The sequence below is a fragment of the Enterovibrio gelatinilyticus genome (assembly GCF_028683095.1).
In the GTDB taxonomy this organism is placed as follows: Bacteria; Pseudomonadota; Gammaproteobacteria; order Enterobacterales; family Vibrionaceae; genus Enterovibrio; species Enterovibrio gelatinilyticus.
The window spans coordinates 30481-42226 of record NZ_JAJUBC010000036.1 but is presented as its reverse complement, the minus strand read 5'-3'; the positions used below and the strand labels follow the sequence as shown (position 1 = coordinate 42226).

Here is an 11746-nt window from a genome sequence, read left to right as displayed (position 1 = left end):
ACGCCTCGCGGTTACTCTTCATCAAACGCAGGACCTGCGTAGTTATCAAAACGAGAATACTGACCTTGGAAGGTCAAACGAACAGAACCGATTGGACCATTACGCTGCTTACCAAGGATGATTTCAGCAATGCCTTTCAACGGGCTTTCTGGGTTATAAACCTCATCACGATAAATGAACATGATAAGGTCGGCATCCTGCTCGATTGCCCCAGATTCACGCAAGTCGGAGTTGATAGGACGCTTGTCTGCACGTTGCTCCAACGAGCGGTTAAGCTGGGACAGGGCGACAACGGGCACATTCAATTCTTTCGCCAGCGCTTTTAACGAGCGACTGATCTCGGAGATTTCCAAAGTTCGGTTATCTTGCAAACCCGGTACACGCATCAATTGAAGGTAATCGACCATGATCATGGACAGGCCGCCATGTTCACGCGCTACACGACGAGCACGAGAACGCACGTCCGTCGGTGTTAACCCTGAACTGTCATCAATGTACATGTTCTTTTTCTGCATCAAGATCCCCATTGTAGAGGAGATCCGAGCCCAATCTTCGTCATCCAATTGTCCAGTACGGATTTTTGTCTGATCGACACGAGAGAGCGATGCCAGCATACGCATCATCAACTGTTCGGCGGGCATCTCCAGCGAGAAGATAAGAACCGGCTTGTCCTGATCCATCGCTGCGTTTTCACACAGGTTCATCGCAAAGGTTGTTTTACCCATGGATGGACGCGCCGCGACGATGATCAAATCTGAACCCTGCAAGCCTGCAGTTTTCTTGTTCAGGTCCGTAAAGCCTGTCGATACACCCGTCACACCGTCTTGCGGCGATTTGAACAACACTTCAATGCGCTCAAGGGTTTTCGACAGCACACTGTCTATGTTCTGTGGGCCTTCATTTTCTGTGGTACGCGATTCTGCAATCGCAAAGACTTTGCTCTCTGCCATGTCGAGCAAATCTTCAGACGAACGGCCTTCTGGCTCGTAACCCGCATCGGCAATTTCGTTGGCGACACTGATCAAGTTACGCACCATGGCACGCTCTCGCACAATGTCTGCATACGCGACAATATTAGCCGCACTTGGCGTATTCTTCGCAAGCTCAGCCAGGTAGGCAAAACCACCCACATCATCAAGCTGATTGTGCTTTTCGAGTTGCTCTGAAAGGGTAATGAGGTCGAGGGGCTGTCCCGCATCAAGCAGCTGCTTGGTGCTTTCAAAAATCAGTCGGTGAGGACGGCTGTAAAAGTCAACGGCAACCACCTTTTCTGCCACGCTATCCCAACGCTCGTTGTCGAGCATTAAACCGCCGATCACCGATTGCTCCGCTTCTAACGAATGCGGCGGCATCTTCAGGGCATCTACCTGACGGTCTCGGGGTTTCTTTGAGTTAAATTGCTTGCTGCGTTGCTCTGCCATATCACTTAGTACCTTGTCATTACGCAGGCCATTATATCCGAATCCCTTTCGGACGCACGACCCAGTGCGAAGACAAATTATTTTCCTGTCAATTTAACGTCTTGCTGACCAAATGAAGAAGGATTCATATAAAATGTCCTCCCAAGTATTGTTATGGTAACCCATATGGCGTCAGTGCTGTTGAAACCGTCTGTTTTTTGTTTACTTGCGCTGCCTCTTTGTGCGCTAGCTAGCGTCCCTGAACGCTGGCAATCTGAAGTAGAACTCGGTTTTCAATCTCTTTCTGGCAACTCAGATTCCATGACGCTGAATAGCCGTTTAGGTGTGAACTTCACCGACGGTCCCTATCGACATATGTCCGAAGCTAAATTTCTTTTGGTTGAAAAGGACGGGGAAGAAGACAAACACAAAAGTGAGTTTGAAAGTCAGGCCAACTATAAGTTTGACCCTAAACGCTACGTGTTGGGCAACATCAGCTTTGTGGATGATAAATACGGCCCGTATTACCAAGACCTCACCCTCGCCACCGGTTTAGGTTATCAAGCAATTTGGCAGGAAGATTTATCGCTGCTACTTGAGATTGGCCCCGGTTATCGATACCAAAGCCCCAACCTTGATGAAATCGATGATGATGACCTGATCATGCCGTATGACGTTCAAGAGTTTATTGTCAGAGCTCAGGCTGAACTCTCTTGGCAAATTAACAAAAACGCGCTGCTTGAAACGCGTGTTACTGCCATTGCTGGCCCTAGCAATTCGAGTATCGAAACTCGGGCATCCATTTCAACCAGCCTGATTAACGATTTAGCCATCAAGCTATCAACAACACAGAAATATATTGATCAGGTGCCACCTGGGCTCAAAAATCGTGATTCGATTTTTACCATCAACTTAGCGTACAAGTTTTAGATACCGAATCCGCGCTATCTGTTCATTCACTTTTCTTCAGGCATAAAAAAACCGACCCTAAGGTCGGTTTTTTCAAAGCTTACGTGTGTCTGAATTACTCAGCTACAACGCTAACTTTAACAGTTGCGAATACTTCAGAGTGCAGTTGCAGACTGATATCGTACTCACCAACGTTACGTAGTGCACCTTCTGGCAGGCGAACTTCGCTCTTCGCTACTTTAACACCAGCTGCAGAAACTGCATCTGCGATGTCACGAGTACCGATAGAACCGAATAGTTTACCTTCGTCACCAGCTTTAGATGCGATAACAACCGCTTCTAGAGCTTCAACTTGCTCAGCACGAACACCAGCAGCAGCTAGAGTTTCAGCAACTTTTGCTTCAAGCTCAGCACGACGAGCTTCGAAGTGCTCAACGTTTGCTTTAGTTGCCATAACAGCCTTACCTTGTGGGATAAGGAAGTTACGAGCGTAGCCAGATTTAACTGCTACCTGATCACCCAGTGAACCCAGGTTACCGATTTTATCAAGCAGAATAACTTGCATTATCTAATCCTCTTAAAATTGGCAGTGCCGATTACTGATGTTTGTCAGTGTACGGCAGCAGGGCTAGGTAACGTGAACGCTTGATAGCGCGAGCCAGCTGACGCTGGTACTTAGCACGAGTACCAGTGATACGGCTAGGTACAATTTTGCCAGCTTCGGTGATGTAGTTTTTCAGAGTCGCTACGTCTTTGTAATCGATCTCTTGTACGCCTTCTGCAGTGAAACGGCAGAATTTACGACGACGGAAGAAACGTGCCATGGGCAATCTCCTGATCTAAATATCTATAATGTCATCGGCATGTAACACTAATTTACCCGCGCCATTTCGGCTGGTTTGGTAAGCGAGAAACCCGCTGACCTTAATGTTACTGCCTAAAGCTAAGTGCTGTGTTTTGTTCTGAGACCCCTGCCCGCTTATTACTACCGGTAACCGACAGTAAACTTGCCTTGGCAGTGCAGCTTCCAGTTGTTCCGAGCGATGCTCAATCACAAAGTGACAATGAGGTATACCGGCTGGACTCTGCTTTCGAATCGGGCCATTGGTGATAACACCAGACAGCACAATTCGATTAGTCATCAATTCAAATTACTCAGCTGCTGCTTCGCCTTCAGACTGTGCAAATTCTGCACGGTCGCCGCGATCTTCACGATCTTCACGACGTGGCGCGCGCTCTTCTTTAGCCTTCATCATTACAGATGGCTCAGTGATAGCGCCTTTGGTACGCATGACCATGTTACGGATCACAGCGTCGTTGAAGCGGAACGCAGTTTCCAGCTCATCAACTACTGCTTGGTCAGCTTCAACGTTCATAAGAACGTAGTGAGCTTTGTGCAGTTTGTTGATTGGGTAAGCCAGTTGACGACGACCCCAGTCTTCTAGACGGTGGATCTGACCACCTGACTCTTTGATAGAACCAGTGTAACGCTCGATCATGCCAGCAACTTGCTCGCTTTGATCAGGGTGCACCATGAATACGATTTCGTAATGACGCATAGGTTGCTCCTTACGGATTATTCAGCTTCCGGTGTTGGCCCAGTCGTCCAAAGGAAGCAAGGAACGAAAGTAAAAGACTGGGAATTTGGAGGCAGGATAGTACAGAATTGCGCCGTTAATAGCAATAGAAAGCATTGCGCCCGACAAAATAAATTATCGGGCGCAATGATTCTTCAAAAGGTGTGTCTTTTCGTCGCGTTAGCTACGACGTTGACGCACTGCTTCAAACAAGCAAATACCGCTTGCTACAGACACGTTCAAACTCGACACACTGCCTGACATTGGGATGCTAATGAGCTCGTCACAGGTTTCTCGCGTGAGGCGGCGCATACCGTCACCTTCTGCACCCATTACGATCGCCAGAGGCCCCGTCATTTTGCTTTGATAAATGTCGTGCGTGGCTTCACCCGCCGTACCCACGAACCAGACGCCTTGTTCTTGCAATGCACGCATTGTACGCGCCAGATTCGTCACACGGACGAGTGGCACGATTTCCGCAGCGCCAACCGCCACTTTACGCACGGTCGCGCTAAGTGGCGCTGAGCGGTCCTTAGGGACAATGATCGCACATGCACCAGCCGCATCAGCATTACGTAGACACGCGCCTAAGTTGTGCGGGTCTGTAACGCCATCAAGTACCAGTAGTAATGGGTTCTCTTTGCCTTCTAGAATCGCATCAAGGTCATTTTCGTTGTACTGACGACCTTGCTTAACACGTGCAATCAATCCCTGATGCGACGCGCCATCAGCTTTATCATCTAGCGCCTTGCGTCCCATTTCCTGTGTGGTGATGCCAAGCTCAGCCAATTCCTTCAGCACGGGCAGTAAACGATCGTCTTCACGACCTTTTAGAACATAAACTTCGATGAAGCGTGCTGGGTCAGATGCCAACACGGCTTTGACGGCATGAATGCCATAAATCATTTCATTGCTCATGAGTTACTTCTTTTAATTGCCTGCTTTTTCGGGTTTGCTTCGTTGCGCCTTTTTCTTGCGCACCTTCTGAGTCTTGCTCTTTTTCTTCGCTGGCGTGCCGTCAGTCGTTTTACCTGTGGAAGGTCCCTTGTTCACGGGTGAACCTTTGTTCGCAGATGAACCTTTGCGATGCGGTTTTCCTTTTCTCTTTCCTTTGCCTTCAGACGCTTTATCGTCGCCTGCAGTCTTTGGAATAGAGCCACGTTTTAGTTGCTGACGAACAGAGCCACGCTCTTTCGCTGATTCCGGTTTTTTACCCGACTCAGCGCGACCTTTCTTCGCTTTGTCTCGAGCTGTTTTGCCTTCACCGCGTGGTTTACGCGTCACGCCATCCAGTCCAAAATCGATCATCCTTTCATCAAGGTTGACGGATAGTACTTTGACCGTGACCTGATCGCCAAGTCGGAATATACGACCAGAGCTTTCACCCACCAGCTTTTGGCTCACCATGTCGTAGTTGTAGTAATCGTTATCGAGGTTTGAAATATGAACCAAACCATCAATATGTATGTCGTTCAAACGGACAAAGAAACCAAAACCAGTGACGTTTGCAATGGTGCCTTCCATCACGTCGCCAACATGGTCTTGCATGTATTCACACTTCAACCAATCGGACACATCACGGGTAGCATCATCAGCACGGCGCTCTGTCATTGAGCACTGCTCGCCCATGTTGTCCATTTCATCAACTGAGTAATGATAACCGCCAGTTGATGTCCCGCGATCGGTATTGTTGCCTTCTTGCTTGGCAATAAGGTACTTAATAGCACGGTGAAGCAATAGATCTGGGTAACGACGGATCGGCGAGGTAAAGTGCGCATACTGCTTAAGCGCCAAACCAAAGTGCCCTGCGTTATCCGCTTGATAAACCGCCTGCTTCATGGAGCGCAGCAGCATGGTTTGGATCAGTTCTTTATCTGGACGGCTGCTGATCAAATGCGCCAATCTTGCGTAATCAGTCGGTGATGGCTCGAGCCCCCCTTCCAATGACAAGCCCATTTCGCTCAAGAAATCTTTAAAGCCCGTCAGACGCTCTTCGCCTGGCGCTTCGTGTACTCGATACAATGCCGGTTCTTTGTGCTTCTCAACAAAACGCGCTGACGCGATGTTTGCCAAAATCATACATTCTTCGATGATCTTGTGTGCATCATTACGCTCTACTGGCACAATGCGTTCAATCTTGCGCATTGCATTGAAGATGAATTTAGTTTCAATCGTTTCAAATTCAATCGCACCACGCTGTTCACGTGCGCCTTTCAGCACTTTGAACATGTTGTTCAGTTCTTCTAGGTGCGGTACCAAAGGCGCGTAGCGATCGCGTAACTCTTCATCACCGTCCAGCATCTGCGCCACTTTGGTGTACGTCAGACGAGCATGCGAATTCATCACTGCTTCATAGTGCTTGTAGCCCGAAAGCTTACCGGTTTCTGAGATGGTCATTTCACAAACCATACACAGACGATCAACCTGTGGGTTTAGTGAACATAGGCCATTCGACAACACTTCTGGCAGCATCGGGATAACTTGAGATGGGAAGTACACCGAGTTACCGCGCTTGATAGCCTCTTTATCAAGGGCAGAGTTGGTGCGAACGTATGCGCTCACATCAGCAATCGCAACCCAAAGGCGCCATCCACCCGATTTTTTCTTCTCACAGTAAACGGCGTCATCGAAATCTCGAGCATCTTCACCATCAATCGTGACAAGCGGCAGTTCACGCAAATCCACACGGCCTTTTTTGGCCTCTTCCGGTACTACTTCGGTGAAATCTTTAACTTGTTTTTCTACGTCTTTAGGCCATTCATTTGGAATGTCGTGCGTACGCAGAGCAATCTCGATTTCCATGCCCGGTGCCATATTTTCACCAAGCACTTCGACAATGCGACCCATGGCATTGTGTTGACGCGTTGCACGCTGGAATATATCCACCACCACAACATTGCCCATGCGAGCGCCTTTGCGATCTTCTTTAGGGATAATGATGTCTTGGCTTAGACGAGAGTCATCAGGCACCACGTACGCATTGCCATCTTCCAAGAAGAAGCGACCTACGATTTGCCCTTTACGCTCTTCAAGTACGCGCACAACACGTGCTTCTTTGCGTCCACGTTTATCTGTGCCCGCAGGTTGAGCAAGAATGAAATCGCCATGCATCACGCTTTTCATTTGATGATGCGGCAATAGCCAATCTTCTCGGTTGCCTTTGCCTTCAGGGCGTAAGAAACCAAAACCATCACGGTGACCGATAACGGTCCCTTTAACCAAATCAAGTCGTTCTGGCAGTGCGTAGCACTGACGGCGGGTGAAGATTAGCTGACCATCACGCTCCATCGCTCGCAGGCGACGGCGCAAGCCTTCGTACTCTTCATCGCTACCAAGGCCGAGTACTTCAAAGAGTTGATCTCGGCTAACAGGTGTAGTGAAACCTTTAATCACTTCAAGCAGGTGTTCGCGGCTTGGTACTGGGTTATCATATTTTTGTGCTTCACGACCCAAATGCGGATCGTTGCTGTGTAGATTTTTGTCCTGAGACATATAGGATTCCCGTTAGCGACACTTGTCTTCAAGTATATCGCTTTAAATAAAAGAAAATGGGTAGCCCGGCAGGATTGCCAGAAAAAACTGACAGATCGTCTCAAATACTGTTTTTATGCCGGACGAACTGGGATAAGGAGGCTGTGGAGGTCGTTGTTTCCTGACACCATGTCATGAAGTGTGTGTTTGTCCATTTCCGCAAGAAACGCTTCCAACGCGTCTGCAATGGCACTTTTTAGGCGACAGGCAGGGGTTATGTGGCATGCATCGCCACCACAGTTAACGATGCTCAGCGGTTCTAACGCTCTGATCACATCGCCAATGACTATTGATGTCGCTGGCCTACCTAATCGGATCCCACCGTTTTTTCCTCGTACGGCTTCCACATAGCCAACCTGACTCATACGGTGGATAATTTTCACCATATGATGACGGGACACCCCATACTTCTCAGTAACGACGGTAATGCTGGTCAACTCTTCAGGAGGCAGCATAGCCAGATACATAAGCGCCCTTAGGCCATAATCTGTAAAACTGGTTAATTGCACGTTTTCAAATCTCCTCGCTCGCATTGTACATCGAACTGATCTAAAAGGCGCGTATGCGAGCAGTTTCTTTTCTCGCCACTTTTCAGCCGCGACTCCCATTCAAAGCACGTCACACTTTTTTGTTGATCTAAACATTCATTTCAGATACAACTTATAACATGCATTTCAAATGACCCTTTAAAATAATAAACAAGGACATCCCATGCTCAGTCCAAAAACCATCGAAATCGTAAAATCAACTGCCCCTTTGCTTGCTGAAACCGGCCCTAAACTCACTGCTCATTTTTATGATCGCATGTTTAGCCACCATCCTGAACTCAAAAACATTTTCAATATGAGCAATCAATTTACTGGTGCGCAACGTGAAGCGCTTTTCAACGCAGTTCATGGCTACGCCGCCAATATTGATAACTTGCCAGCCTTGTTGCCAGTGATTGAGAAAATTGCTCAAAAGCACGTGAGTTTTAATGTTACCCCAGAGATGTACGCTATCGTGGGTGAAAACCTATTAGCAACCATTGATGAGCTATTCTCACCCGGTCAGGAAGTTCTTGATGCTTGGGCTGAAGCTTATGGCGTGCTGGCCAATGTCTTTGTAACGCGTGAAGAAGAAATTTACCAAAGCAAAGAAGCCACTGAAGGCGGTTGGCGTGGAACACGTGAATTTACCGTATTAGCAAAAACCAAAGAGAGCGAAGTGATCACTAGCTTTGTTTTTTCACCCGTTGATGGCAAACCTGTCACAAACTACAAACCGGGACAATACATTGGTATCTATCTCAATCCAGAGCAATTCGAGCACCAAGAAATCCGCCAATACAGTTTATCGAGCGCACCTAAAACCAACACCTACCGCATTTCAGTCAAACGAGATCCTCAAGGGGTTGTGTCGAATTATTTACACGACCATTTGAATGTCGGTGATACGGTAAAGCTCGCCCCACCGAGTGGCGACTTCTTCCTTGAAGCAAGCAAGGATACACCCGTCGCCCTGATCTCTGGTGGCGTAGGTTTAACGCCAATGCTTTCCATGCTTGAAACCCTAACGGTCAATCATGATGCAGATATTCATTGGCTTCACGCAACAGAAAATAGCCAACACCATGCGTTTGGTGAGCATATCAATCATCTAATACAACGCAATCCACGAGCGAAACGTAATGTCTGGTATCGCGAACCATTAGTGACTGACAATCTTGCGGAGGATTATGACCACGCAGGCTTGATAGATCTCGGCCTTGTTGATGGGTTAACGGACGATGAACAACGTCACTACTACCTCTGTGGCCCTATCGGTTTCATGCAATCCGCAGCCAAGCAATTAATGACGGCAGGCGTCACCACCGATCGTATTTTCTATGAGTGCTTTGGCCCGCATAAATTAATTGATTTATCTGATAAATAAAGAATTTTTTAAATGCTTATTCTCAAAAAAACAATATCCGATCAAGTGACAAATTGGTGTACGTAAATACTTATAGCAAGGTTCCACTTATCTCACTAACTGTACATCTGTGTGTTTAATCTTGGTGTTAGTGTTTACTAACACCAAAAACAATTTCTACCCTTGTCGAGATCTGCCTACGTTGCGTCGACTCGATGAGGTGTAGTTACGCAGTCAAAGGTTAGGTATGGACACTCGATCACTTTATTTATGTACAGCACTTACAGTTTTACCACTTATCGGATGTGGTGGTGGTGGTGGTGGTGACAATAGTTCTCCAAGTTCTCCAAGTTCTCCTTCTTCACCAAACACATCCTCACTTTCCGGAACCGCATCTAAAGGGACGCTTATAGGCGCAAATGTTGTCGCTGAGGAGTGGGTAAACAATCAGTGGGTTGCTCTCGCTACAGGTAAAACAGATACACACGGACAATACTCTCTATCCATTCCCGCCACATACAAAGCCGGTGTTGTACGCGTTACGGTTAGCGCCAATACTCAAACCAAAATGATATGTGATGCATCAGAGTGTAACTTCGGTTCAACTATTGCTGTCGACCCCGATCTTATCTTGAAGGCTATGATTCCTTCCGTCGACAGTGACAAAATTCAGGGGGCCGTTACACCGCTCACTCATATGGCAGCGGCAAGAACAGAGGCTCTTTTAAATGCAGGAAGTGATACGCCTAAAAGCGACGCCGAACTGGCAAACTCCGAGATCAGTGGCTTATTTGGTTTCGATATTCAATCTACCAATGTAAAGCCACTCACACTAAACACAAGCCGTACAGTTGAAGAAGAGCTTTATGCGTCAATAAACGGGAGTGTATTGAAGTATTCAGAGTCTACCGGTAAAGATTTAAGCGAGGTTATGTCATCGCTTTCTGATAGCTATGAAGATGGCGTTCTTTCAGGGGATGATACCTTCACACCAACAGACTTGCTAAATGCTGTAAAAAGCTATTCTGAAGATAAAGAAATCAAGTCAAAGTTGTCAGACGTTATTCCAGGAAGACTAGACTATCAAATAGACAAAATCACTGCGGAGATCGATGCTAATGGTCAATTAAAGCCATCCCCAGGTACTACATCATCTGCATCATCCGATATAGCTTCGACAAAATCAGATATTGCAAACATTCGAACGATCATCAATCAACTGTTGCACCCTAATACCCACGGAGCCCTCGAGCAGGAACTCTCTGAAAAATACGATGTTCTCGAGCAAACAATCAATGAAGTATCAATGGCGCAGCTAGATGCCGCGATGACAGTGCTTGCAGATACTTTTCAACGCATCGATTTGGAATCAGTGGAACAAGATTTACGTACAAATGGCAGTGTCGAGATTGCAATACCTGAAGAGCTAAAACCCAACAATGCTGAAACATTTACGCTTTCAACGACGAACGCCGAAGGGGAGCAAGGATTAACCCTGACCATGCCTCAGACAACACTCAAAGACCCTGACAGCAACGAACGTTTTTATATCAGTGGGTTATTTGCTTCAAACTTATCCCTAGATACCTTAGCTACATCTAATGGAATTGGTGATACTTTTGATGTCGAGACATCTATGGAAGCGGAAGTTTCATTGATTGACCGTTCGCATAGCGTGACCTTTTCGTTCACTGACGTGGCAACCAAAATTGAGAAAGTTGATGCTTATAAATTTGATTTCTCACGCAAGATAGACATTACATCTATTAAGCTTGGCATCAGTCAAAACGGCTATAGCTTCGCTGGTACCAGTGGTTTATCCCTAATACCAAAACAAGTTGGCACTTCAAATTCAGAAACTTGGCAGCACTTTACGTTTGAAAAAATTTCCATTGGTGGTGAGTTCTCATCGCCCACTTCAAGCTTCTCAGCGTCTGCCAGTCTTTATCTAAACACCGATGAATTCTGGGATGTTATTTCAGCAGGCGAACAAGCCGCTAACTTTAACAGTTGGGAGCACTTAGACTACATTTTGGAAAATGGTGTGAGCTCCGGCACCCTAACCTTTGACGTCAGCATCCCTGAATTTCCGAAGCTTAATGTCTTCCTGCACTATTTAAACCAATCAAATATTGGAACGCTTAATCTAAGTTATTTAGACGGTGACGTAGTAAGAAGCTATGACTTTGAAGCGGATAGCTCTCTGCTTCAGGGCGAGCTTGATAACACAGGATCATTTTCGATTAAAAACAATGATGGATTTTCTTTTGAGATCAACTCGTCTGGAAGTTTGGACGATGCCACTGGAGAAATACAAATTGATAGTAAAAAAGTAGCCGATGTATCCGTCATTCATGGCGGCATAGTGAAAATACATTACATAGACGGCACTTTTGAAACGTTAAATTAATTTACGAGGATTGGGCACAGGTAGTG

At 46.7% G+C, this 11746-nt stretch carries 11 protein-coding genes; 3 read left to right on the top strand and 8 right to left on the bottom strand.

Annotated elements, in window-relative coordinates; genetic code table 11:
• Positions 1-11: 11 nt before the first annotated feature.
• Positions 12-1421, bottom strand: a complete 1410-nt coding sequence (locus tag LRP50_RS22400; protein ID WP_274166642.1) for a replicative DNA helicase — start codon at positions 1419-1421, stop codon at positions 12-14.
• Positions 1422-1586: 165 nt separating this feature from the next.
• On the opposite strand from LRP50_RS22400, the gene LRP50_RS22395 reads away from it, so the two are divergent.
• Positions 1587-2330 carry a DUF481 domain-containing protein gene (locus tag LRP50_RS22395; RefSeq protein ID WP_274166641.1) on the top strand — a complete coding sequence of 248 codons (744 nt, stop codon included), beginning with the start codon at positions 1587-1589 and terminating at the stop codon, positions 2328-2330.
• A gap of 94 nt (positions 2331-2424) precedes the next feature.
• Here LRP50_RS22395 and rplI read toward each other — a convergent pair whose 3' ends face one another.
• The 7 genes from rplI to nsrR form a co-directional block, all read right to left on the bottom strand.
• A complete protein-coding gene (gene rplI / locus LRP50_RS22390; RefSeq protein ID WP_274166640.1) occupies positions 2425-2874 on the bottom strand; it encodes a 50S ribosomal protein L9 in 450 nt (149 codons plus the stop codon).
• A gap of 31 nt (positions 2875-2905) precedes the next feature.
• Positions 2906-3133, bottom strand: a complete 228-nt coding sequence (rpsR, locus tag LRP50_RS22385; protein ID WP_002539422.1) for a 30S ribosomal protein S18 — start codon at positions 3131-3133, stop codon at positions 2906-2908.
• Positions 3134-3148: 15 nt separating this feature from the next.
• The gene (gene priB, locus LRP50_RS22380; protein WP_274166639.1) at positions 3149-3451 is read right to left on the bottom strand and encodes a primosomal replication protein N; all 303 of its coding nucleotides are present in this window, start codon (positions 3449-3451) and stop codon (positions 3149-3151) included.
• Positions 3452-3460: 9 nt separating this feature from the next.
• On the bottom strand, positions 3461-3868 hold the full coding sequence (gene rpsF / locus LRP50_RS22375) for a 30S ribosomal protein S6 (protein ID WP_028023445.1): 408 nt from the start codon (positions 3866-3868) through the stop codon (positions 3461-3463).
• 198 nt (positions 3869-4066) lie between these two features.
• Entirely contained in the window at positions 4067-4804 is a 738-nt protein-coding gene (gene rlmB / locus LRP50_RS22370; protein ID WP_028023443.1) for a 23S rRNA (guanosine(2251)-2'-O)-methyltransferase RlmB, read from the bottom strand.
• 12 nt (positions 4805-4816) lie between these two features.
• The gene (gene rnr, locus LRP50_RS22365) at positions 4817-7378 is read right to left on the bottom strand and encodes a ribonuclease R (RefSeq protein WP_274166638.1); all 2562 of its coding nucleotides are present in this window, start codon (positions 7376-7378) and stop codon (positions 4817-4819) included.
• A 113-nt stretch (positions 7379-7491) separates the two neighbouring features.
• The gene (nsrR, locus tag LRP50_RS22360) at positions 7492-7926 is read right to left on the bottom strand and encodes a nitric oxide-sensing transcriptional repressor NsrR (RefSeq protein ID WP_274166637.1); all 435 of its coding nucleotides are present in this window, start codon (positions 7924-7926) and stop codon (positions 7492-7494) included.
• A gap of 202 nt (positions 7927-8128) precedes the next feature.
• Here nsrR and hmpA point away from each other — a divergent pair, with 202 nt between their 5' ends.
• Together hmpA and LRP50_RS22350 are read left to right on the top strand one after the other, a co-directional pair.
• A complete protein-coding gene (gene hmpA, locus LRP50_RS22355) occupies positions 8129-9331 on the top strand; it encodes an NO-inducible flavohemoprotein (protein ID WP_274166636.1) in 1203 nt (400 codons plus the stop codon).
• Between the two features lie 226 nt (positions 9332-9557).
• The gene (locus tag LRP50_RS22350; protein ID WP_274166635.1) at positions 9558-11720 is read left to right on the top strand and encodes a hypothetical protein; all 2163 of its coding nucleotides are present in this window, start codon (positions 9558-9560) and stop codon (positions 11718-11720) included.
• The last annotated feature ends 26 nt before the right edge of the window (positions 11721-11746 follow it).

Excerpts from the sequence above, each read along its gene's own strand:
- hmpA (WP_274166636.1), top strand. The coding sequence starts at position 8,129 with ATGCTCAGTCCAAAAACCATCGAAATCGTAAAATCAACTGCCCCTTTG.
- LRP50_RS22395 (WP_274166641.1), top strand. The coding sequence starts at position 1,587 with ATGGCGTCAGTGCTGTTGAAACCGTCTGTTTTTTGTTTACTTGCGCTG.
- rlmB (WP_028023443.1), bottom strand. The coding sequence starts at position 4,804 with ATGAGCAATGAAATGATTTATGGCATTCATGCCGTCAAAGCCGTGTTG.
- LRP50_RS22350 (WP_274166635.1), top strand. The coding sequence starts at position 9,558 with ATGGACACTCGATCACTTTATTTATGTACAGCACTTACAGTTTTACCA.
- LRP50_RS22400 (WP_274166642.1), bottom strand. The coding sequence starts at position 1,421 with ATGGCAGAGCAACGCAGCAAGCAATTTAACTCAAAGAAACCCCGAGAC.
- rplI (WP_274166640.1), bottom strand. The coding sequence starts at position 2,874 with ATGCAAGTTATTCTGCTTGATAAAATCGGTAACCTGGGTTCACTGGGT.
- rpsF (WP_028023445.1), bottom strand. The coding sequence starts at position 3,868 with ATGCGTCATTACGAAATCGTATTCATGGTGCACCCTGATCAAAGCGAG.
- rnr (WP_274166638.1), bottom strand. The coding sequence starts at position 7,378 with ATGTCTCAGGACAAAAATCTACACAGCAACGATCCGCATTTGGGTCGT.
- rpsR (WP_002539422.1), bottom strand. The coding sequence starts at position 3,133 with ATGGCACGTTTCTTCCGTCGTCGTAAATTCTGCCGTTTCACTGCAGAA.
- priB (WP_274166639.1), bottom strand. The coding sequence starts at position 3,451 with ATGACTAATCGAATTGTGCTGTCTGGTGTTATCACCAATGGCCCGATT.